The 23,399-nt window shown below is 45.6% G+C and carries 23 protein-coding genes; 22 read left to right on the forward strand and 1 reads right to left on the reverse strand.

Going from position 1 to position 23,399, the window contains the following annotated elements:
* Window positions 1-54: 54 nt before the first annotated feature.
* Window positions 55-459, reverse strand: a complete 405-nt coding sequence (locus tag Ami103574_RS07335; RefSeq protein ID WP_163066144.1) for a ferritin-like domain-containing protein — start codon at window positions 457-459, stop codon at window positions 55-57.
* A 275-nt stretch (window positions 460-734) separates the two neighbouring features.
* Here Ami103574_RS07335 and Ami103574_RS07340 point away from each other — a divergent pair, with 275 nt between their 5' ends.
* The 22 genes from Ami103574_RS07340 (at window position 735) to Ami103574_RS07445 (ending at window position 23,399) form a co-directional block, all read left to right on the forward strand.
* Window positions 735-1,523, forward strand: a complete 789-nt coding sequence (locus Ami103574_RS07340; RefSeq protein ID WP_163066146.1) for a hypothetical protein — start codon at window positions 735-737, stop codon at window positions 1,521-1,523.
* A 142-nt stretch (window positions 1,524-1,665) separates the two neighbouring features.
* Entirely contained in the window at window positions 1,666-2,406 is a 741-nt protein-coding gene (ftsE, locus tag Ami103574_RS07345; protein ID WP_163066148.1) for a cell division ATP-binding protein FtsE, read from the forward strand.
* Complete coding sequence (ftsX, locus tag Ami103574_RS07350) at window positions 2,399-3,292, forward strand: permease-like cell division protein FtsX (protein WP_163066150.1); 894 nt, start codon at window positions 2,399-2,401, stop codon at window positions 3,290-3,292. The genes ftsE and ftsX overlap by 8 nt, the downstream gene beginning before the upstream one ends.
* Before the next feature lie 31 nt (window positions 3,293-3,323).
* Window positions 3,324-4,454: a murein hydrolase activator EnvC family protein gene (locus tag Ami103574_RS07355; RefSeq protein ID WP_163066152.1), complete on the forward strand. Its 1,131-nt coding sequence runs from the start codon at window positions 3,324-3,326 to the stop codon at window positions 4,452-4,454.
* Window positions 4,455-4,599: 145 nt separating this feature from the next.
* Window positions 4,600-6,408 carry a single-stranded-DNA-specific exonuclease RecJ gene (gene recJ, locus Ami103574_RS07360; RefSeq protein WP_163066154.1) on the forward strand — a complete coding sequence of 603 codons (1,809 nt, stop codon included), beginning with the start codon at window positions 4,600-4,602 and terminating at the stop codon, window positions 6,406-6,408.
* Window positions 6,409-6,589: 181 nt separating this feature from the next.
* Entirely contained in the window at window positions 6,590-7,498 is a 909-nt protein-coding gene (locus tag Ami103574_RS07365; protein WP_163066156.1) for a LysR family transcriptional regulator, read from the forward strand.
* A gap of 392 nt (window positions 7,499-7,890) precedes the next feature.
* Complete coding sequence (locus tag Ami103574_RS07370) at window positions 7,891-9,198, forward strand: O-acetylhomoserine aminocarboxypropyltransferase/cysteine synthase family protein (protein ID WP_163066158.1); 1,308 nt, start codon at window positions 7,891-7,893, stop codon at window positions 9,196-9,198.
* 293 nt (window positions 9,199-9,491) lie between these two features.
* Window positions 9,492-10,670 carry a S41 family peptidase gene (locus Ami103574_RS07375; protein ID WP_163066160.1) on the forward strand — a complete coding sequence of 393 codons (1,179 nt, stop codon included), beginning with the start codon at window positions 9,492-9,494 and terminating at the stop codon, window positions 10,668-10,670.
* A 223-nt stretch (window positions 10,671-10,893) separates the two neighbouring features.
* On the forward strand, window positions 10,894-12,144 hold the full coding sequence (locus Ami103574_RS07380; RefSeq protein WP_163066162.1) for a sensor histidine kinase: 1,251 nt from the start codon (window positions 10,894-10,896) through the stop codon (window positions 12,142-12,144).
* Window positions 12,145-12,179: 35 nt separating this feature from the next.
* Complete coding sequence (locus Ami103574_RS07385; RefSeq protein ID WP_163066164.1) at window positions 12,180-13,223, forward strand: AraC family transcriptional regulator; 1,044 nt, start codon at window positions 12,180-12,182, stop codon at window positions 13,221-13,223.
* A 392-nt stretch (window positions 13,224-13,615) separates the two neighbouring features.
* Window positions 13,616-14,407 (forward strand): propanediol utilization microcompartment protein PduB, encoded by a 792-nt coding sequence (pduB, locus tag Ami103574_RS07390; RefSeq protein WP_163066166.1) that lies wholly within the window; start codon window positions 13,616-13,618, stop codon window positions 14,405-14,407.
* A gap of 20 nt (window positions 14,408-14,427) precedes the next feature.
* Window positions 14,428-16,095, forward strand: coding sequence for a propanediol/glycerol family dehydratase large subunit (locus Ami103574_RS07395; protein ID WP_163066168.1), 1,668 nt, complete (start codon window positions 14,428-14,430; stop codon window positions 16,093-16,095).
* 11 nt (window positions 16,096-16,106) lie between these two features.
* A complete protein-coding gene (locus Ami103574_RS07400; protein ID WP_163066170.1) occupies window positions 16,107-16,775 on the forward strand; it encodes a propanediol/glycerol family dehydratase medium subunit in 669 nt (222 codons plus the stop codon).
* Between the two features lie 12 nt (window positions 16,776-16,787).
* Complete coding sequence (locus Ami103574_RS07405) at window positions 16,788-17,300, forward strand: diol dehydratase small subunit (RefSeq protein ID WP_163066172.1); 513 nt, start codon at window positions 16,788-16,790, stop codon at window positions 17,298-17,300.
* A gap of 27 nt (window positions 17,301-17,327) precedes the next feature.
* Window positions 17,328-19,145, forward strand: coding sequence for a diol dehydratase reactivase subunit alpha (locus Ami103574_RS07410; RefSeq protein WP_163066174.1), 1,818 nt, complete (start codon window positions 17,328-17,330; stop codon window positions 19,143-19,145).
* 2 nt (window positions 19,146-19,147) lie between these two features.
* Window positions 19,148-19,507 carry a glycerol dehydratase reactivase beta/small subunit family protein gene (locus tag Ami103574_RS07415; protein WP_163066176.1) on the forward strand — a complete coding sequence of 120 codons (360 nt, stop codon included), beginning with the start codon at window positions 19,148-19,150 and terminating at the stop codon, window positions 19,505-19,507.
* A 36-nt stretch (window positions 19,508-19,543) separates the two neighbouring features.
* Window positions 19,544-20,224 carry a BMC domain-containing protein gene (locus tag Ami103574_RS15955; RefSeq protein ID WP_207710528.1) on the forward strand — a complete coding sequence of 227 codons (681 nt, stop codon included), beginning with the start codon at window positions 19,544-19,546 and terminating at the stop codon, window positions 20,222-20,224.
* A gap of 58 nt (window positions 20,225-20,282) precedes the next feature.
* Window positions 20,283-20,561: a BMC domain-containing protein gene (locus Ami103574_RS07425; RefSeq protein WP_216859248.1), complete on the forward strand. Its 279-nt coding sequence runs from the start codon at window positions 20,283-20,285 to the stop codon at window positions 20,559-20,561.
* An 18-nt stretch (window positions 20,562-20,579) separates the two neighbouring features.
* Window positions 20,580-21,227, forward strand: coding sequence for a phosphate propanoyltransferase (pduL, locus tag Ami103574_RS07430; protein ID WP_246213216.1), 648 nt, complete (start codon window positions 20,580-20,582; stop codon window positions 21,225-21,227).
* Window positions 21,228-21,261: 34 nt separating this feature from the next.
* Entirely contained in the window at window positions 21,262-22,092 is an 831-nt protein-coding gene (locus Ami103574_RS07435; protein WP_163066178.1) for a flavoprotein, read from the forward strand.
* 10 nt (window positions 22,093-22,102) lie between these two features.
* The gene (locus Ami103574_RS07440; protein WP_163066180.1) at window positions 22,103-22,372 is read left to right on the forward strand and encodes a EutN/CcmL family microcompartment protein; all 270 of its coding nucleotides are present in this window, start codon (window positions 22,103-22,105) and stop codon (window positions 22,370-22,372) included.
* Window positions 22,373-22,385: 13 nt separating this feature from the next.
* Window positions 22,386-23,399 (forward strand): cob(I)yrinic acid a,c-diamide adenosyltransferase, encoded by a 1,014-nt coding sequence (locus Ami103574_RS07445; protein ID WP_163066182.1) that lies wholly within the window; start codon window positions 22,386-22,388, stop codon window positions 23,397-23,399.

Genomic DNA, 23,399 nt, shown 5'->3' on the forward strand with positions numbered 1-23,399 from the left:
CTTCTGTAAAAGCTACAGCAAGCCTTTAAAACCTCCCAGGTCTTTTTAGTTCCTTTAGACTCTGCTTAAAAGGTAGAGCAGGGCCAGGGAATTGAGGTTTTTATTGACCCCGGCACTAAACAAGGAACCTAACAGCAGCGCGTCTCCCAGGCCTCGATTTCGATTGTAGCTGCCCATGTAATTGCGGTAGCGATAGCCCTCTGCCAGCGACTGATTTTGCAAGCCTTCCCGATAGGAGTGCCGCTGGAGGGAGGTGGTGATGCGGGGGGTATATACGTCACCCGTCATCCCTTGATAGATAACGCCGAATTCTTCGGCTTGCTGCATTTCGTTGGCAGCCATATCCTGGAGCAGATCTCTGCTGGTCTGGTCTGGCGCCATTTCTGCCAGCTGCCTGTAATAGGCGCTGTCGGCAACACTTTCATTCATGTACGTTTGGAGGGTTTCCAGTAATGTCATATGTTCGACCTACTTTCTGTCTTAAAATTTTCCCATATACCATTATATGTTTATTTTGTAAATGGGTTATTTAAATTGTAGGTTTTATATTGTAGGTTTTATGACGAAGCCTTTGCACCACTCGAGCCAAGAAAAAAATATCTTGTGAAAATAAAATACAAATATTTACATTTAAAGAAAAATATGCTTAAATAAAGAAGAATAAGACACGGTCACCAGAAAGAGAAACCATCGGAGAGAAATACCGGGAGACGGGAGCGAAAGGAGATAGGGCTATGAAGAGAATTTTTGTCAGGGAAGAAGGAGAAGACGAGTATAGGGTGGTAAAGAACCGCTTTAAGATTGGAGTTACAGGTATGGGTCAAGGGGTAGGCACTAGTCTGGTGGCTACGGCTCTGGCTAAAGAACTGGCTCGAGAAAAGAAAACGTATGTAGCTTATGTGGAAATTAACCAAGAGGGGAAAAGCCCCTTGCTTTACGATAGCCTGGGCATCGATAAACGCTTTGCAGGACGCCGTTTTCTGGATTTTTATGAGGAGACTGCTAAGGGCCACAGTCTGGCGGGGTTGGTTAACCTTGATGAGCGCATTAACTGGGCTCTTTGGATACCAGAAGACGGTTCCAGAAATAAGAGACGGCCTTTAGAGGTAATTGAGTTGTGCCGACTGATTAATAACATTGCTGGGGATCACATTGTCTGCGACATCAATCCAGACCCAAATCAGGAACAGCTTCTAAGAGAGATGGACTGTTTGATTTTTGTCATCGACCCCCTTCCTTCCAGACTGATTGGAGAATATGAAAAGTTGTGTCTGATGAAAAAATATCAGCTAAAAGGGCAAAAAGTCTTCTGGGTGGTAAATAAGTATAACGAAGGCATTAACAAGCGGGAATTTACTGATTTTGTCAAAATCAAACCGTTTTTGAAGATACCCCTTATCCCTCAGGAGGACCTTTATCTAGCGGAATACAACTGTCGGCTGGCTTATAGCTTGCCTTCGGTAAATGAACGCATAGGAGAGCCAATCCGGCAGCTGCTTCAGCTCTGTAAAAAAGAATTGTAATACTTTTGTAATAAAGGTTCCTATTTAAAAAAATTGAATTTTGCGTTATAATGAAAAATAGCGTCCTATGTAATTTCATGAAGAACTTGCAACGGAAAGGACGAATTTGAGAAAAACAGGTACGGGGAGGTTACCCTAGATTATGATAGTTTTTGAAAACGTTACCAAGACCTATAAGACCAACATTGGTCTGGATCATGTCAGCGTGAAGATTAACAAAGGGGATTTTGTTTTTCTAGTAGGACCCAGCGGGGCTGGAAAATCTACTTTTATCAAGTTGATATTAAAAGAAATCGATGCAGATTCGGGCAGCATCAAGGTCAACGGGACGGAAATCACCACCTTGTCTAACCGAAAGATTCCAAAGCTTCGGCGGAGCACAGGTATTGTCTTTCAGGATTTCCGGCTGCTGCCAAAGATGACCGTTTATGAAAATGTAGCCTTTGCTATGGAGATTGTCCACATGAGTTCCAGAGCTATCCGCCGGCAGGTGCCTCAAGTGCTTAGCCTGGTGGGTATCAGCAATAAGGCGAATAAATATCCAGATGAGCTCTCTGCGGGAGAGCAGCAGCGGGTGGCCATTGCCAGAGCCATCGTTAACAATCCTACTGTACTCATCGCCGATGAGCCTACGGGAAATCTGGACCCGGATACCGCCTGGGAGATTATGCGGCTGTTAGAGCAGATTAACCTGCGGGGAACGACCATTGTCATGGTAACTCACGCCAAAGATATTGTAGACAAAATGGGAAAGCGGGTTATCGTTATTGAAAAAGGTAAAATCGTCCGAGATGACGTAGGAGCCTATCTAAAGGAAGAAGACGCCCAAAAGCATAAGCATATGGGCATGTATACAGGAGGTGTATTCGGCCGTCATGTTTAACAGCATTAGATATACCCTCAAGCAGGCGTTTATACAAGTATTTAGAAATCGAACCATGAGTTTAGCCTCTGTTTTTTCTATAACGGCTATGATGCTCATCTTAGGACTGTTTTTCGTCCTCATTGTCAACATCAACATGGCAGCAGAAGCCGCCAAGCAGGAATACGACACGGTGCAGGTCTATCTGCTGAATACCACGACCAATGAACAGGCAGAGAGTATGATCTCTGAAGTCAGCGGTATGCGGGGAGTGGCGAAAGCTGTCTATCTGTCTAAGGAAGATGCTTTAGCAGATTGGAAAGCTGACTGGGGAGAGCAGGCTTATCTGCTGGACTCGCTCAATGGCAACCCTTTACCCAATTCCATTATGGTGACGGTAGATACCCTGGAAGCTTCCGATGCGGTGGTAGCTAATCTGAAACAGAAGGATGGCGTAGAAGATGTCAAGTATTATAAAGAAACGGTGGAAAAGCTGGTAAAGATTACGGGGGCCATTCAGGGAGCTGCGCTAGTAATCATGGTTTTCCTGGTGGTCGTTTCTGTGGTAGTAGTTTCCAACACCATTAAGCTGACTGTTTTAGCCAGAGCGAGAGAAATCCGCATTATGAAGTATGTAGGTGCCACCAACTGGTTTATCCGAGGACCTTTTCTGTTGGAAGGCATCATTATCGGCGTTGTTTCAGCGGGGATTTCCGCAGGGGTTGTCGCTTTTGTGTATGGTAAGGTCGTCGATCTTATCGGTCGGGATTTATTCTTGATTTTATCTACACCGATGGTGTCCCAGAGTTTTTTGACCGTAAACTTGGTATATATTTTTCTGGCCATCGGGGTCAGCATTGGTGCTTGCGGAAGTATCGTTTCCATGAGAAGGTTTTTAGACACATAGAAATAGAAGAGAAAGGAATGTGGGTTTACATATGAGAAAAATAATATCCTGGACTTTAGTGGCGGTATTGATCTTTTCCTTTGGAACCTTGGGGCTGAGCTATGCGGATAATACAGCTCAGAATCAGCTGAGTGACGTGAATGGTCAGCTCAGCGATGTAAAGAGCCAGCTGAAAGAAGGAAAGAAGCTGGAAAATTCCTTAAATAAGGAAATTCAAAGTTTGGAAAATAAGATTAAATCTTCTCAAGCGGAGATTGATGCCTTAGGGGGGAACATTGCCGCTACCCAGCAGAAGATTACGGAAGCGTTGGCAGAGCTGGATGAACTGGAAAAGGACATGGAGGTTCAGAATACCAACTTGAACAGCCGCCTGCGGACTATGTATAAAAATGGTTCTGCCGGATTTATGGACGTGCTGTTAGGTTCTAACAGCATTACGGATTTGATGACTAATTTGGACCGGGTGCAGCGGATTTATGACAGCGACAAACAACTGATGGAACAGCTCCAGGAGGAACATAACCTGATTGATGCCCAGAAGAAGAATCTGCTGACGCTGCAAGCCCAACTGGTAGCAGCCAAAGAAGAGGAAGCCCAGAAGAAAGAAGCGCTGACGGAGGATCAGTCGGAGGTAACAGACAAGAAGGCACAGGTTGCCAGCGACAATAAGGCGCTGGAAGAGATGGAACAAGCATTTCTGGCTGAGGCCAACCGGCTGAAAGCGGAGATTTTGGCATCTCAAAGCACGGGCACTACATATCAGGGCGGCAGCATGGCTTGGCCAGCCCCAGGAGTCACCCGGATTACTTCCCCTTTTGGATATCGAATTCACCCGATTTTGAAGGTAAAAAAGCTTCATACAGGAGTAGACATCGGTGCACCATCGGGGACTACCATCGTGGCGGCTAACGGAGGTACCGTGATTAAGGCGGGCTGGAACAACAGCTATGGTAACATGGTTATGATTGACCATGGAGGTGGTATCGTCACCCTATATGCCCACAATTCCAGTTTGAAGGTGAGCACTGGTACCGTGGTTACCAGGGGACAAGCCGTGGCTATATCCGGTTCTACCGGCCAGTCCACTGGTCCGCATCTGCACTTTGAGGTGCGGGTAAACGGAAACTACGTGGATCCTATGAGCGGCTGGATAGCTAATTAACAGAAATAGTATCAGAAAAATATCAGGCAGAGCTTGTCGATGGAAAGAGCTGGCTTTGTCTGCGGCTTTCGGTCTAAGCCCTTAGAGCGAGCCGGAAGCTTTAGCGAAATCCATTTCCCTGTGCTCGTTGGTAGGGAAATGGATTTTGTCTTTATCAGGTAGAAAGGAATACGGTGAGCAGATGGAAAAATGGATATTGATGAACCGAAAGGCAGATTTAAAGCGGCTTTCGGAGGAGTTTGGCATTGATCCGCTAGTAGCTAAGCTCATTCGCAATCGAGAGGTAATCGCGGATGAGGAAATAGAGGCTTATTTGCAGCCCAGTCTGGATCAGCTTCACGATCCGTTTCTGCTGGCAGATATGGAAAAAGCGGTGGAACTGGTGCAGGAGGCCATCGCTGAAAAATGGAAAATATTAGCGGTTACCGATTTTGACTGTGACGGCATCTGCACCGGCTACATCTTGAAACATGGATTGGCTGAGGTGGGCGGTAACGTGCAGATTGAGATTCCGGAACGAATCCGAGACGGCTACGGCATCAACAGCCGGATTGTACGCCAGGCGGCAGCTCAAGGAGTCCGCTTGATTATCACTGGGGATAACGGCATTGCTGCCGCTCAGGTGATTGCTGAAGCGAAGGCTTATGGTATCCAGGTGGTAGTTACAGATCACCATGAAGTGCCTTATATGCTGGAACAGGGGGAGAAGATGTATCAGCTGCCGCCGGCCGATGCGGTAGTGGATCCCAAGCGAGCGGATTGCAGTTATCCTTATGAAGGAATCTGCGGAGCGGTGGTGGCCTGGAAACTGATTCAGGCGCTTTACATTGCTATGGGCCGGGGTATAAAGAAGGCAGAAGCTTTCCTGCCCTATGCGGCGATTGCTACGGTGGCCGACGTCATGGATCTTCGTGATGAAAATCGGGCTATTGTGAAAAAAGGGTTAGAAGCAATTAATAGCTTGATCGGCGGCGAAGGTGCTGCACATTTGGGTTTACGTCAGTTGATTGAGGCAAACGGTATTGAAAACGTTACTTCCTATAGCATCGGGTTTGTGTTGGGGCCTTGCTTGAATGCCAGCGGGCGGCTGGAGACAGCAGACATGGCTATTCGGCTGTTGGAAGCACAGGAACAGGCGGAGGCTCGGCAGTTGGCTATTCACTTAAAAGAATTGAATAAGGAGCGGAAGGGCATGACCGAGGATGGTATCCGTCAGGCGCTGGAGATTATTCAGCAGCAAAAGATGGAGGAAGACAAGGTTTTAGTTCTCAAGCTAGAGGCGGTTCACGAAAGTATTGTGGGAATTATCGCTGGGCGAATCAAAGAGCGGTATACCAGACCGGTCTTGGTGCTTACCCAGGCAGAGGATGGGCTGAAAGGTTCTGGACGTTCCGTTGAAAGCTACAATATTTTTGAAAAGGTCAGCCAGTGCAAGGATTTGCTGGAGCACTTCGGCGGTCATCCTATGGCTTGTGGTCTCTCCATGAAAGAGGAAAATTTATCTGAGCTCCGGCAGCGGCTAAATCAGGAGTGCGGGCTGACGAAGGAGGATTTGGTGGCTCAGGTACGGCTGGATGCTCAGGTAGATCTGGCTTATTTTACGGAAGAAATTATCCGCGGGCTGGAGATTATGGAGCCTTTTGGTAAAGGCAATGGGAAGCCTCTCTTTGGAGAAAAGGAGGTCAGCATCCGTCGGCTTGCTTATATAGGAAAGGAAAATAATTACCTGCGGTTAAATCTGTCAGGAAAGGATTCAAGGGATAAAAAGGCTTTGTACTTTGGAGATGGGCAAGGTTTGGTGGCTTATCTTCAGGAGAAATATGGAGAAGAAGAGGTGCAAAAGGCGTTTCAAGGAGAGCCAAACCAGATACAACTGATGATTGCTTATTATCCGCAGATTAACGTGTACAACGGAAGTTCATCTATACAGTTCATCATCAGCCATTATCGGTAAGCGTAAAAATTTGCTTGTAAAAGGGTAAAAATCCGGCGGCCACCTATAGGATTCTTGTTCAGAATAGTCTGAGGGATAGGTTTTAGAGAAGCGGTAAAAAATAAACTTGACAAATAACTGCTGGGGGTGTAATATCACATAAAACCTACGGGAATACTATGATAAAGAAAGGTAGAGGGTTATGACACTCCAACAGATGAAATACGCCATCGAGATTGCCAATAAAGGATCCATCAACTTGGCAGCCAAATCCCTGTTTATCTCTCAGCCCAGCTTGTCCGGCACCATCAAAGAGCTGGAGGATGAAATTGGCATTGATATTTTTTTGCGAACCAACCGGGGCATCACCATCACCCCAGAGGGCAGTGAATTTTTAGGTTATGCTAGGCAGGTGGTGGAACAGTACAGCCTGATGGAAGAACAGTACATTGAGAAAAAAGTGCGTAAGAAATATTTCAGTGTCTCTACCCAACACTATTCTTTTGCAGTGAAAGCCTTCGTGGAAATGGTCAAGGAACTGGGTATGGAGCAGTATGAATTTGCCGTCCATGAGACTAGAACCCATGAGGTTATCAATGATGTGAAGATCTTTAAGAGTGAGGTGGGCATTCTCTACCTGGACGATTTTAATGAAAAGGTCCTGCGAAAGCTGTTGAATGAGAGCGAGCTGGAATTTATCGAACTCTTCCCTTGCAGCACCTATGTGTACTTGTGGAAAGGACATCCCTTGGCTTCGCAGCAGCTTATCTCCATGGAGGAACTGGAACCGTATCCTTGCTTGTCCTTTGACCAGGGGGAAAAGAATTCTTTTTACTTTGCGGAGGAAGTGCTGAGCACGCACGAATATAAGCGGATTATCAAGGCCAACGATCGAGCTACCATGCTGAATCTGATGGTGGGCCTCAACGGATATACCTTGTGTTCTGGCCTTATCTGTGAGGAACTAAACGGCAGTGACTATCAGGCAGTAAAGCTGGATTCCGACGAAATCATGCACATCGGCTACATCAAACACAAACGAATCCCGCTGAGTACAGAGGGCAAGAAGTATTTGGAGAAGCTGTTAAAGTATCAGGATTTAGTGCTGTAAAATTTGAATTAAATAGACTTGAAACAGGAGATAAGCTTCTTTTTGCAGGCAGACGTCAAAAAATTACTGGCAGCCGCAAGAGGAAGTTTGTTTTTTATCTTGTATTAATTCGGTTATAGGTTAAACTTATAACAGGCTGTATGTTATCCGTATTAACACTATTGTTGCAGATGCGCTATAATAAGAATTACAAAGAGCAAAGAACATGCGGAGGTGAAAAGAAGATGGTTGTACGAGTAAAACCAAGACAGATTACCATCGAAGATAGACGAATGTGCGATGGGGAAGATAGAAGCTAGAAAAAGGCAAAGCCGTTGAAGAAAAGTTCATTCGATAATAAAGTAAATATTTAATAACGCAATAAAGAAAGATTGAAAAGAGAGGTAATAATCATGAGTAAGAAGACAAGAGAAAATCGTAATTTTAAGTTTGAAACACTACAGCTGCACGTTGGACAAGAGAGTGCTGATCCGGTAACGGATGCCAGAGCTGTACCGATTTATCAGACATCCTCCTATGTATTCCATAACAGCCAGCATGCAGCAGACCGGTTTGGACTGCGGGATCCAGGTAATATCTACGGGCGGCTGACAAATCCTACCGAAGACGTATTCGAAAGACGAATTGCAGCCTTGGAAGGCGGCGTAGCCGCACTGGCTGTGGCTTCCGGTGCCGCTGCTGTTACTTATGCTATTGAAAACATCGCTCAGGTTGGCGACCACGTGGTGGCGGCTAAGAACATCTACGGCGGAACCTTCAACCTTTTGGAGCACACCATCAAACAGTACGGTGTGGAAGCTACTTTTGTAGATCCTTTCAACGAAGAGGAGATTAACGGGGCGATTCAGGAAAATACAAAATTGATTTTCATTGAAACCTTAGGCAATCCGAATTCCGACGTGGTAGATATAGAAAAGATTGCGGCCATTGCCCATAACCATAAAATTCCGTTGGTAGTAGACAATACTTTTGCTACGCCATATCTGGTGAGACCAATTGAATATGGTGCGGATATTGTGGTTCACTCTGCTACCAAATTCATCGGTGGACACGGTACCACCATCGGCGGTGTCATCGTCGACAGCGGCAAGTTTGACTGGGAAGCCAGCGGCAAATTTCCATCTTTGACTGAACCAAACCCAAGTTACCACGGTATCAGCTTCACGAAGGCTGTTGGCGCAGCTGCTTACGTGACCAAAATTCGGGCTATCCTGCTGCGGGATACAGGAGCTACCTTGTCTCCATTCCACGCATTCCTTTTCCTTCAGGGATTGGAAACCCTATCTCTGCGAGTAGAGCGGCACGTGGAAAATGCGCTTAAAGTAGTGGAATACTTGAGCAAACACCCACAAGTAGAAAAGGTAAATCATCCAGCGGCAACGGAAGACGCAGAGCAGAAAGCTCTCTACAGCAAGTACTTCCCAAATGGCGGCGGGTCCATCTTTACCTTTGAAATCAAGGGTGATGATCAGAAAGCAAAAGATTTCATCGATCAGCTGGAGCTGTTCTCCCTGCTGGCCAATGTTGCTGATGTGAAGTCTTTAGTTATCCATCCAGCTTCCACCACCCATTCTCAGATGACCGAGGAAGAGCTGCAAGGCTCTGGCATTAAGCCTAACACGGTTAGACTGTCCATCGGAACAGAGAATATCCAGGATATTCTGGAGGACTTGGAAGAAGCATTCAAGGCTATTCAATAAGCTCAGCAGAATAAAATAAAGCGAAATCGTTAAAACTGCATCAGGTGGAATCTCTGAAAAGAGAGGCCGTCTGATGCAGTTTTTTTGTGGTATTTCATGGACGGGCAGTAGGAAATTTATGCGGGGTTTATGGTAAAAAGTTTGTATTTATGGTATGATAAATCTATTGAATTACCCAGCGTAGCTGTTTTATTTGATAGGGTAACGCTCGAATGAGGACTGGCGATTGCCATGGAGCGGTAGAACTGGCAAGATTTTAATGGACCTTATATAAAAAGAAGAGTGGAGGCAATATGGTGCAAATTAAAAAGAGGAATCTAATTATTGTAGTGGTGGTGGCCGCGCTGCTGGGAGGTGGACTTACCTTTGCTGGCATGACCTGGCTGCCAGATAGCGTACGCATAAGCAAGGCGGACTATGGGGACTATCAGACGATGGTCAAACGATATGGGAAGGTGGAAGCCCTCTACGAAACCTTGAACAAATATTATTACCAGGATTTGGATCAAGATAAATTGGTACAGGGCATGTTATATGGACTTTTTGAGGGGACGGGAGATCCGTATACTAACTACATGTCCAAGGAGGAATATGACAATCTGATGATCAAGACCACCGGTCAGCTGGAGGGCATTGGTGTTACCGTAGGGGCTAACAGCGACGGCTATATCGTCGTGGTATCTACCATAAAGGACAGTCCGGCAGAACGGGCGGGTCTCCAGTCCGGGGATTTAATTACTAAAGTGGATGGAACAGCCTACAAAGGCTCTCAGCTGGATACGGCGGTGGCCAACATGCGGGGAGAGGCCGGATCTAAAGTTCAGGTCACTTATGTACGGAACGGTAAGAGCCTCAGTGCAGATTTAACTAGGGCCAGCATCAAGCTGGAATCGGTCTATGCGGAAACGCTGGACAGCGGACTGGGCTATATTTACATTAGTAATTTTGAGACCAATACGCCAGAAGAGTTTGAAAAAGAATTGCGAAATTTTGAGGTTAAAGGCGTGAAGGGATTGATTATCGATTTGCGGGATAACGGCGGCGGAGTAGTGGAAAGCGGCATCAAGGTAGCCGATTACCTGCTGGACGAAGGCGTGCTGGCCTATATGGAAGGCAAGGCCCAGGAACGGACAGACATGAAGACTACCGAAGGGAAGACGGCTTTGCCTTATGTACTGCTTATCAATGGAGGTACAGCCAGCACCTCAGAAATATTGGCAGCGGGTATCAAGGATAATAAGGGTGGGGCCATCGTCGGCACCACATCTTTTGGAAAAGGCGTTATCCAGTCTATGCTGCCGCTCAAAGGCGGAGATGCGGTGAAAATTACGATTGCCCAGTACTTCTCTCCAAAAGGAACGGTGATTCAAGGCGTAGGGGTAGAACCAGATTATGTGGTCGAATTGCCGGAGGGGAGCAAGACCGATATTCAACTGAATAAAGCGGTAGAATTGCTTACGAAAGGCTTGTAACCGGCATCGTTGCTGAAGGAAAGAAGTGGGAATGAAAAGGCCTTTTTAAGCACCTGAATCAAAGTAGACAAAAAATTACTCTTTCAAATAAGGTTTGTACATTGTGGAAGTGCATTTTTTTGTTATAATGGAAACAGATATTAGACATATGGCTGTTATTGAAGGTATTTTTAGTCCTCCATACATTTTGGGCAAATAAGAAAAAATGAGTGAGGAGAGAACCATGGAAAAGATTAATTCAATTTACGATATCGTAGATGCCGATGCGCTGCAAGAGATGCAGGACAATTTCGCAAAAGCTTTTGGCATGGGCTTCATATCCGTCGATTACAAAGGCAATCCCATTGGAGAGTACAGCGGCTTTTCAGAGTTCTGCTCCCGGGGCCGGGAGGATTCGGCGTTTAAGAACCTCTGCTATCAGTGCGACGCCCATGGTGGGCTTCATACAGCCATTACCGGAAAGCCTCACATATATATTTGTCATGCTGGACTTCTAGACTTCGCCATTCCCTTTATCTATGATGGAGAATACTATGGGGCCATGATGGGAGGCCAGATTAGCACTTATTTTGAAGATGTCCGCATGGATAAAGGTCTGGAACGGGTCATCGAGCGAAAAGTGAACTGGGAGAAAAATCCAGAGCTGGTAGAGAAGTATAAAAACGTATATAAGATGCCTTTTGACCGGATTGAGGCGGTGATGAATCTGATGTTTAATCACACGCAGCGGCTTTTAAAAGAAGGCAGCCATAAGCGAGCTCAAGAAGCCTTGGAAGTAAAAAATGCACAGATTTTAGAGGAGCGTTCCAGAAGAATTGAACTGGAAAAGAGCTTGCGGGAAAACCAGCAATTTTCGGCTGCGGCAGCACTAAAATCTGTCAACTTATTCTCTAGCCTCAACACCATTTCCAGATTAGCTTTTATTGAAGAAGCCAAGAGCACAGAAAACGCGGTTTATGTACTCTCCGACATGCTTCGTTACACCTCAGAAAAACGGGACAGTCAAGTGAGCACCGTAGGCGATGAACTGACCTACGCAGAAAATTATTTGAAAATGCAGCGCATTCGACTGGAAGATCGGCTGAATTTTGAAATTGATTTGGATGAGGACTTTTATAATATCGCTTGTCCTTTCATGATTCTTCAACCCATCGTGGAAAATGCTGTAGAATACGCCGTGCAGCCCAGGAAGGAAGGGGGAAATATAAAAATTAAGGGGGTACAGAGAGGAGAAGATCTGATTATTTCCATTGAGGATGACGGAAACGGAATTTCCAAAGAGACGGTGGAGAACATTATGAATGAAGAGTTTTCCCTGCGGACAGAAGTGAACCGTTATGACCTACATAACATTAATAAACGGCTGACTGGCATCTTTGGAAAGAAATATAAACTAAAAATAGAAAACGTATCAGAAGGAATGGGCACAATAGTACATTTGAAATTACCGGTAAGAAGTAATTTAGTAAAGTGAAGTTTGTGAGGTTTAGGCCTTTTGGAGGTATATGTATGTGTAAAGTACTCGTAGTAGATAATGATCGGATTGAAAGACATGTGACGCGGGAAGTTTTAAACAGGAGCTTTGATTCTATTGACTATGTTTTTGAAGCAGATGACAACGACGAGGCCCTAAGCGTGCTGGGGGAGAGCAAGATTGACCTGATTATCTCGAACATGGGGTATTCCAGCGTTAATTTAATGAAGATGACACATTTTGCTAAACATAAAAACCCTCGAACCGGCATTATCCTGACCACATCCAAAAGCGAAAGAGAAATTGCTCACGAAGTACTCAAATTAAAGGCTGACGGATATCTGCTAAAGCCTTTTAACCCCGATTTGCTTCTGTCCATCGCCAAACCTTACGTAGCAGAGAAAGCAGCGGAAAGTTACGAGCAGCAGAGGACAAAGACCGAGGATGCCTTAGCACAGCTGAAGGCGGGAATCCGTGACCACTTATACAAGCAGTGCATTGATGTGGCAAAAAAATACCTGGATGAAGTCTATGATGCTGGCGGCGATATGAATGAGCGATGCCAGATGGTAGTCAGCTATCTGCAAGGGGTTACTGATATTTCTGCAGAGTACGATCTGGATATTCAGGATATGCTCCATACAGTTACGAGAGAAGTAAAATTAAAATTTGACAAATACGGACTGCGGTACAACACGTATGTGCTCATTACAGACGTCATCACACAGCTGTTCGATGAATTAGATAAAGATTATTATTATACCGATGATGTGACCAAGGTTTTGAATTTTATCGACCGAAACATCAAAGGCGGCATCACCTTGGAAGAGGCAGCTGAACATGTAAATATGAGTTCCTGCTATTTCAGCAAACTCTTTAAAAAAGCCACGAACGAAAACTTTATTACCTATGTTACCAACAGCCGTATCGAACTGGCTAAGGAAATGCTTCGGTATACCACCATGCCGATTATTAACATTGCGTATGAGCTTTCCTATAATGAGACAAATTATTTCAGCAAAGCTTTTAAAAAGAAAGTCGGGAGCACTCCTACAGAATACAGAGAACAATTTTTATAACAGCTTTCTAACAAAAAAGAGCACGGTACTTTTAAGCTAGTACCGTGTCTTTTTTTGTGCTCCCCAAAAAGACTGAAAATTCTGTAACTGAAAAAATATGAAGATAAATTTTATGCTTTATAGAGCAAAAAAGTATCCGGTAAATTATTGCACGTCAAAAAAATCACCTTCCAAAATAGGGGGAATAAGTTGTCAATATATTCCCTGACGTCACCAAGAAAGTTCATCGTGTTTTGATTTTTCTTTTTATATAATACCTTTATAAGTGCAGGACACTTGAAAATAAAAGATATGAAGGAGCTGATTTAAACGGTACGTCAGCAATAGCGCAGTTTTTTATATTCAATAAATGTATTGCAATATATAAAAAATCTAATATGGAGGTATTTTAGATGAAAGATGAATTGATGAGCAAGATTGTTGAAGAAGTGATGAAGAAGGTAGACACCACCGAAACCGCATCTTCAAGCTCCTACACAGCAGGGTGCTGCGGACTGACCGAGTTTGTGGGCACAGCTATTGGACACACCATTGGCTTGGTAATTGCCAATGTAGACCATCAGATCCATGAAAAGATGGATATTGATACGAAGTACCGTTCAATTGGTATCGTAGGAGGTAGAACTGGAGCTGGTCCTCAGATTTTTGCCGCTGACGAAGCTGTTAAAGCTACCAACAGTGACATTCTGAAAATCGAATTACCGAGAGATACGGAAGGCGGAGCTGGTCACGGTTCGTTGATTATCTTCGGAGCCGAAGACGTGTCCGACGTAAAAAGAGCTGTTGAAGTTTGCCTGAGAGAGCTGGACAGAACGTTTGGCGACGTATATGGAAATGCAGCAGGACATCTGGAATTCCAATATACCGCTAGAGCAAGCTATGCATTGAACAAGGCGTTTGGCGCACCAATTGGCAAGTCCTTTGGTATCACCGTAGGTGCACCGGCAGCTATCGGTGTGGTTCTGGCAGATACAGCAGTAAAGGCTGCTACCATAGATGTAGTTGGATATGCTACACCGGCTAATGGCGGCACCAGCTATTCCAATGAGGTTATCCTACAGTTCTCCGGAGACTCAGGTGCTGTTAAGCAGGCTATCATCGCCGCAAGAGACGTTGGTAAGCAGCTGCTCAGAACACTGGATGACGGCCCTCTTGAATCTACGACAACACCATACATCATTTAAGATGAGGAAGGAGAATCAGAATGAAAAGATCAAAACGATTTGAAGTATTAGCCAAAAGACCTGTAAATCAGGACGGGTTCGTAACAGAATGGCCTGAAGTAGGTTTGATCGCCATGAACAGCCCTTTCGATCCAAAGCCGAGCATTAAGGTTGAAAACGGCGTAATTGTAGAATTAGACGGAAAGACCAGAGCCGAGTTTGACATGCTGGACAGCTTTATCGCTGACTACGGTATTAAGCCGGAGAACGCTGAAAAGGTTATGGCTATGGATTCCTTGAAGATTGCCAGAATGATGTGCGATATTAACGTACCTAGAAAAGATATATTAGATTTAACTTTATCCATGACACCGGCAAAGATTGTCGAAGTAGTAGGCCACATGAATGTGTTAGAAATGATGATGTCTGTTACTAAGATGAGAGCTCGTCTGATGCCGAGCAACCAGTGTCACGTTACAAACGTAAAAGACTCTTTTGTACAGATTGCAGCAGATGCTGCTGAAGCTTCCCTGAGAGGTTTTGACGAAGAAGAGACCACTGTTGGTGTAGCTCGATTAGCTCCATTCAACGCCATGGGTATTTTCATCGGTTCCCAAGTAGGTCGTCCAGGTGTTTTGACACAGTGCGCTGTAGAAGAAGCTACTGAGCTGATCATGGGCATGAGAGGCTTCACGGCCTATGCAGAAACGGTTTCTGTATACGGTACCGAGCCAGTATTCATGGATGGTGACGATACACCTTACTCCAAAGCATTTTTGGCTTCCAGCTATGCTTCCAGAGGTTTAAAGATGCGTTTCACATCTGGTACAGGTTCCGAAGTACAGATGGGTTATGCAGAAGGCAAGTCCATGCTTTACTTAGAAGCACGTTGCCTGTATGTAACCAAGGGTGCAGGTGTTCAGGGTTCACAGAACGGTTCTGTTAGCTGCGTTGGCGTACCTGCTGGCGTACCGGGCGGTATCCGGGCAATCCTGGCAGAAAACCTGATTGCCATGGCTCTGGATTTGGAGAGTGTAACTTCCAACGACCAGACCTTTACTCACTCCGATTTAAGAAGATGTGCTCGTACATTGATGCAGCTGGTTCCAGGAACAGACTTCATCTGCTCTGGATATGGCGCAGTTCCAAATTACGACAACATGTTCGCCGGCTCCAACTGGGATGCAGAGGACTATGACGACTGGAACATCATCCAGAGAGACTTAAAGGTGGATGGCGGACTTCAGCCGGTAAGCGAAGAAGAAGTCGTAGCTGCAAGAAACAAGGCAGCCAGAGTTATGCAGGGTATGTTCCGAGAACTGGGACTTCCTGAGGTAACCGACGAAGAAGTTGAATGCGCTACATATGCTCACGGCAGCCAGGATATGCCGGACCGTGATCAGGCAGCTGACATTCGGGCTATCGAAGAGATGATGGCGAAGAAGGTTACTGGTGTAGATTTTGTTAAGGCATTAAACAGAGCGGGCTTCCCGGATGTTGCAGACAGCGTATTTAAGATGCTGAAGCAGCGTGTAGCCGGTGACTACCTGCACACAGCTTCTATCGTAAACGAGAATTTCCACGTTATGAGTGCTGTCAACTATCCTAATGATTATCGCGGACCACAGACCGGATATCAGATTAGCGAAGAGAGATGGGACCAGATTAAGAATATTCCGAATGCGATCAGCCCAGAAGATGTGAAATAGGAGGTGGAAGTATGGCACTTGATGAAAGAATGTTGAAAAGCATTATTGAAGACGTTATAAGAGAGATGAATATAGATTCCGCAGCTACATCTACAGCTGCACCGGTAGTTTCAGCTGCTGCCAATCCAGAAAGCAAGCTGGTTCTTACCGAAGTAGGCAATGCTGAAAAGGGTACAATTCCTAACGAAGTGGTAATCGGCGTAGCCGCAGCCTTCGGTGTTCAGCAGACCAAGACGATTACCGGTATCCCGCACGATAAAGTGCTAAAGGAAATCATCGCAGGTATCGAAGAAGAAGGCGTAAAATACAGAGTGATTAAGGTGTATAGAACGTCTGATGTTTCCTTCGTAGCTCACGATTCCGCAAAATTAAGCGGATCTGGTGTCGGCATTGGTATTCAGTCCAAGGGAACGACTGTTATACATCAGAAAGACTTATTCCCTCTTGCTAATCTGGAGCTGTTTTCACAGGCACCTCTTATCGACCTGGATACATTCCGTAAGATCGGTAAGAACGCAGCAAAATATGCCAAGGGTGAATCCCCTGCTCCGGTTCCTGTAAGAAACGATCAGATGGCGAGACCAAAGTATCAGGCTATTGCAGCCCTTCTCCATATCAAAGAAACAGAAAACGTAGATTTGGATAAGAAGCCGCAGGCACTGAAAGTAGAATTTAGATAGGAGGGGCTTTGTATGGATCAGGAAATGATGATGAAACAGATAGTGGAAGAGGTTATGAAGGCAATGGGCGGGACTCCGGCAGCTGCTGGCGTTGGAAGCGCATGCCAATCCTCTGGAGTGACTTCAGCCAATTATCCTCTTGGTGAAAAGATGGCTGACAAGGTTTTCTCACCGACAGGTAAGAAGCTCAGCGATATGGCTCTGGAACAAATTTTAGATGGCCGGTTGACAGCAGAGGATATGAGAATTGCCCCTGAAACACTGGAAATGCAGGCACAGGTAGCGGAATCTGTAGGCAGAGATGCTTTTGCAGGAAATCTGCGGAGAGCCTCAGAGCTGATTGCTGTTCCAGATGATCGGTTACTGGAAATCTACAATGCGCTTCGGCCTTACCGTTCCACAAGACAGGAACTGGAAGACATTGCAAACGAAATGGAGCACCAGTATGGCTGTAAAGTAAATGCAGCATTTATCCGGGATGCAGCAGCGATATATGAAAAGAGAGGCAGATTGAAGAGAGACTAATTTCTCTTAGCCAAGATGGAGGACTTTATGAAGATTATTGCGGGTATAGATATAGGAAATGCTACGACGGAAACATCCATTGGAAAAATTGAAGATGGCAAAGTAGAATTTCTGTCCAGTGGTATTGTTCCTACTACCGGAATAAAAGGAACCTCAGCGAACATCAGCGGCCTTTTTAAATCACTTACAGATGCTTTGGATAAAGCAGGGCTGAAAATGGAGGATCTGGAAGAAATACGGGTCAATGAAGCTGCTCCGGTTATCGGAGACGTAGCTATGGAGACCATTACAGAAACAATTATCACAGAATCCACCATGATTGGTCACAACCCATCTACACCCGGCGGATTAGGGGTAGGTGTTGGTGAAACTGTTTTGATTACGGAGTTGGAACAGGCTTCGAATAACAAAGATTACATTGTTGTAATCCCGGCGTCTGTAGACTTTGAGAAAGCTGCGGCAGAGATTAATCGGTTCTCCGGACAGAAGACCATTACCGCCGCCATTGTTCAAAAGGACGACGGAGTTCTCATAAACAATCGGCTGGATAAGAAAATACCTATTGTAGACGAGGTCGGACTTGTCGATAAAGTTCCCCTCCATATGCTCTGCGCTGTTGAAGTCGCCGATGCAGGCAAGGTCGTTGAAGTTTTGTCTAATCCCTATGGAATTGCTACCATGTTTGGTCTGGATTCCGATGAGACAAAACAAGTAGTACCCATCGCCAGAGCGTTGATAGGAAATCGTTCGGCAGTTGTTATAAAGACGCCGGAGGGTGACGTAAAGGAAAGAAAAATTCCGGCAGGAACCATAGAGATTGTAGGTTCGCAGAAGTCCGTTAAGGTCGACGTAGACAACGGATCGGCAAAGATCATGGAAGCAGTCAATACAATCATGGACGTGGAAGACGTAAAGGGAGAGCCGGGAACCAATGCAGGCGGCATGCTGGAGAGAGTAAGACAGGTCATGGCAAACTTAACCAGTTTGCACCCGCAGGTAGTGAAGATCAAGGATCTGCTGGCAGTGGATACCTTTACACCGCAAAAAGTTCAAGGGGGTCTGGCTAATGAATTTTCCCAGGAAAACGCAGTAGGTATCGCAGCTATGGTAAAAGCCAGCAAGCTGCAAATGGATAAAATTGCGTTGGAATTGTCCGAGAAAATTCAGGTACAGGTAAACGTAGGCGGTGTGGAAGCCGATATGGCCATCCGCGGAGCATTAACTACACCAGGTACAAACAAACCGCTAGCCATTTTGGACATGGGCGCGGGCTCCACAGACGCTTCTATTATAACTCCTAGCGGAAAGATAACCTCTATCCATTTAGCCGGTGCAGGCAATATGGTAACCATGCTGATTCAGTCGGAAATGGGCCTACCGGACTTTAATACCGCTGAAGATATTAAAAAATATCCGCTGGCCAAGGTAGAAAGTTTATTCCACATCAGACATGAAGATGGAACGGTGCAGTTCTTTGAAACCCCTTTAGATGCAAACGTATTTGCGAAGGTAATCATTTTGAAAGAGGGAACCATGGTTCCCATGGAGGGAGATTACTCTATTGAGAAAATAAAGCTTATAAGGAAGGCCGCAAAGGAAAAGGTTTTTGTAACAAATGCGATTAGAGCGCTGACAAAAGTTAGTCCAACTAATAACGTGAGAGATATACAGTTTGTCGTTCTCGTCGGAGGTTCAGCTTTAGACTTTGAAATACCTCAGCTTGTTACAGACGCCCTCGCTCAATACCGAATTGTATCGGGGAGAGGCAACATCAGAGGGTCGGAAGGGCCGAGAAATGCAGTTGCTACAGGCCTGGTCCTGTCGGCGGCAGAGAAAGATGGTTGATTATGTTGTTGAGCGAAGAATCGAAGCCGACCATTCGAATCCATGTAGAGGAATCCTTTGGCGGCAAAAACATCCTCAATCAGATATGCTTCGGCATTGAAGAGGAGGGAATACCTTACGAGATAATAGCGGTAGATGACAGCAATCATATCGCAATGGCATATGAAGCTTGCCAGCATTCTAGGCTTGGCGTAGGGATTGGTATTACGGAGGGACACATCGCCCTGCACTACGAAAAATTGCAGGCAGAATCCCCTTTGTTCAATATCTCTACCCACGATGAAATGGGAAAGATTCGGTCCATAGGAACCAACGGGGCCAGATTGGTAAAGAGGATGCCATTTAGGACAATACAGGAATAAGCAGGCCGGAGGTTTGCAGAAGGAGGTGAACCAGTCATGCTAAAAAGCCTCGGTTTAATTGAAACCCTGGGTCTGACTGTCGGTATAGCGGCAGCGGATGCAGCGGTGAAATCCGCCAACGTGGACCTTGTGGGCTACGAGTTGGCCAAAGGGTCCGGAAGGACGGTCATCAAAGTAGAAGGCGATGTCGGAGCGGTGAAGGCAGCCATCGAAGCAGCTAAAGCAGCAGCTTTGCAGGTGGGTGGAGTCGCAGCGACAAAAGTCATCGCAAGACCGTCAGAAGGTCTCGAAACGATGATTCGAAATGGAGACACAGTTGGATATACTGCCCCGAAAAAAGCGGAGCAAAAACCAGAGCAGGAACCGATTATCGAATCACCGGAAGAGATAAGTGAACCGGGAACTGGGTCAGAACCTGTGTCAGAGCCGGCAGAAGCAAAAGAACCGATTGTTTCTGAACGTGTGACAGAACCTGAAGCAGCAGAGAAAATTGATGTTGTAGAAGAGCCGAAACACACGAAGGAAAAGCCGGAAGAAAAGCTGGAGGAAGTAATCGCTCCGAAGGAGACGGAACCAGAGCAGGAGGTAGCGGAAGCGGCACCAGCCGAAGAAGCAGCCAAGCCAGCGGTTCAGCCAGTACAGGAGACGAAGACGGAGATCAAATCGGAGACGGCACAGAAGAAAAACACAAGAAGAAGCAATAGACCGAAGAAATAAAAACAAGAGCAAGTTAAAAGCTATGGCAAAGTAAAATCTATGATAATAGGAGGATTTTATCATGAATGAAGCATTAGGAATGATTGAAACAAAGGGATTAGTTGGAGCTATCGAAGCAGCAGATGCGATGACAAAGTCAGCTAACGTTAAGTTAATCGGATATGAAAAGATTGGTTCCGGGTTGGTAACTGTAATGGTTCGCGGCGATGTAGGAGCTGTAAAGGCTTCCGTAGATGCTGGCGCTTGCGCAGCAGCTAAAGTAGGCGAAATCGTATCTCAGCATGTTATCCCAAGACCTCACACGGATGTTGAGAATCTTCTGCCAAAGGGTCTGTAAGAAGAAGAGGAGAATCATATGAGTACCTTAGATATGACCAATGAGGAATTCGTGCGAATGATTACTAAGTTGGTAATGGAGGAACTCTCTCTCAGAAGCCTGTCTATACCGATTGGAGTATCCAATCGCCACATCCACCTGGATCGAGCGGACATGGATATTCTTTTCGGTAAGGGTTCTGAGCTTACCAGAATAAAAGACTTGAAACAACCGGGACAGTATGCCTCCAAAGAGGTAGTGACCCTGAAGGGTCCTAAAGGCCAGCAGGAAAATGTGCGGGTTTTAGGACCTCTTAGGGCTCAGACTCAGATAGAGATCTCGACGAATGATACGTATGTCCTGGGCGTGAAAGCTCCTATCAGAGAGTCTGGTAAGTTAGAGGGTACACCTGGTCTTGAAATAATCGGCCCTATGGGTACTGTAAAAAAGGAACAGGGGCTGATTGTAGCAGCAAGACACATCCATATGCCGCCTGACATCGCCAAAAAAATTGGTGCAAAGAACAGAGATCTCGTCAATGTAGAAGTAGGGGGAGAACGGGGAGCCATTTTAAAGAATGTGCTTCTCCGAGTATCTGAAAAGGACGCATTGGAGATTCATTTGGATATGGATGAAGCAAATGCAATTGGTGTGAAGAATGGTGATGGTGTGAGAATCATCAAATAGCATTCTCACAGCCACACATAAATGGTGGTATTTTATGTCAAGAGAAGACTTGAAAGATGTTATTTACGAGGTGCTGGTAGCTTGCATCGCCGAAAGAGTCGCAGAGAAAATTGCCCTGTATAATAAGCGGGCCCTGGTGGTGTTCACTGGTTCCCTGCTCAATGCAGATCAGGCTATGGAACAACTGAGACGGCTTCGGCAAGACGGTTTCCAATTCCACGTATGCTTATCAGAAAGTGCCGCTTCCCTTCTAAATTTATCCCAAATCCGAGAGGTGTTGCAGCCTGAGGAAATTTATCAGGACAATTCAGGAAAATCAGGTCTGCCGGAACAGTTGGCAAGAGAGTTTGAAACTATCATTGTTCCCACTATGACCATCAATACGGCGGCAAAGCTTGCCTGCTGTATAGCTGATACCCCAGCCTCCCGATTAATCTCCAACGCGATGATGCGAGGAAAAAATGTGATTATCGGTATAGATGGCTGTTGTCCAGATAATAAGGAACGTGCTGCAAAGGGATATCAAATGAGGGAGCCGCTGAAAGAGCAGCTGAGAGATAACATGAGAAAAATGGCTTCCTATGGAGCATATTTGACTACTCTTGAAAACTTATATGACAGCACGAAGAAGAAGGTATTGCATCAGGGACCGGGAAGTTCTGCCTCTGGGGCGAAAAAAGTCGAAACATCAGGCGGAACGGGTGTGAATTCCAGGTGCGGTTTGATTACTGGTAAAGTAATCGGCAAAACCGATATCCTGTTAAATGCAGGGTGCAAAGTCATTAAGATCAGCAAGGATGCACTTGTGACCAAATTGGCGGAGGAAACAGCAAGAGAAAATAAGATACAGTTAATTAGAGAATAAGGAGATTAATATGTATTTAGCAAAAGTAGTTGGAACAGTCGTTTCCACACGCAAGGATGACAATTTGATCGGCAACAAGATGTTACTTGTTAAAGAATTATCGGATGCAATGGAAGTCGTCGGTAAAACGGAGATAGCAGTTGATACGGTGGGGGCAGGTACAGGAGAAATGGTTATTATTGCCAAGGGCAGCTCTGCAAAGTACGCCTTGGGTAATCCAACTACTCCTGTGGATGCCACCATTGTTGGTATTGTAGATTCTGTAGAATTAAATATATAGGATGTGATGGATTTTGGCAAACTTATATACCAAAACGGGGGATAAGGGCCAGACCGGATTAGTAGGCGGAGCGCGAGTGCCAAAAGACAGTCCACGGGTGGATTGTTACGGAACCATTGACGAAGCCAACTCGATGCTGGGTTTAGCATACTCTTACACAGAGCACCCCTATATCAGAGAATGCATACATGGCATTCAAAAGAAGCTGTTTGTTCTTGGTGCAGAATTAGCCAGTGATGAAAAGGGGCTATCCATCCTGAAAAATACCATTTCTGACGAAGATGTAGCTGTTTTGGAAGGTATTGTGGACACCTGTACGGAGACGACAGGAAAGCAGACCGCTTTCGTCATTCCAGGAGTGAACAGTGCTTCGGCAGCGATGCACGTGGCAAGGACCATTATCAGACGGGCAGAGCGGACCGTTATTTCCGCCTCGAGACAAGTAGATATTCGAGAGAATCTGCACCGCTATATCAATCGGCTGTCCGATGCTATATATGCTTTAGCGAGACTGGAAGAAACCTATGTGGAGCAGGCGGAGCTGAGAGCCAAAGTAGAAGAGACGGTCAGAAAAGTCGTAGAAAAAGCCGGGGGGCAGCGAGATGATTGTCAAAACCCGCCTTTCGATTTGGAAACCATCAAACGAATGGCTCAGTACGCAGAGCAAAAAGCGAAAGAAATGAATGTTCCTATGGTTTTTTCAGCCGTGGACAGCGGAGGAAATCTGATGTTGCTCCATCGGATGGAAGAATCGCTTTTAATCAGTATCAAGGTCTCTTTCAGTAAAGCTTATACGGCAAATGCGCTGAAGCTGCCAACGGAACAGCTGGCAGAGCTGATTGAGCCAGGCGGAGAATTTTACAGTCTCCAACATCTGCACGAAGGACATATCATTGCCTTTGGCGGCGGTATTCCGTATAAGGTGGACGGAAAGATTGTAGGGGCTATCGGCGTCAGCGGTGGCAGTTCGGAAGAAGACATGGCGATTGCACAGTTTGCATTAAAGCAAGTTTCAGGAGGTCAGTAA

The organism is Aminipila butyrica (assembly GCF_010669305.1).
Classification (GTDB): domain Bacteria; phylum Bacillota; class Clostridia; order Peptostreptococcales; family Anaerovoracaceae; genus Aminipila; species Aminipila butyrica.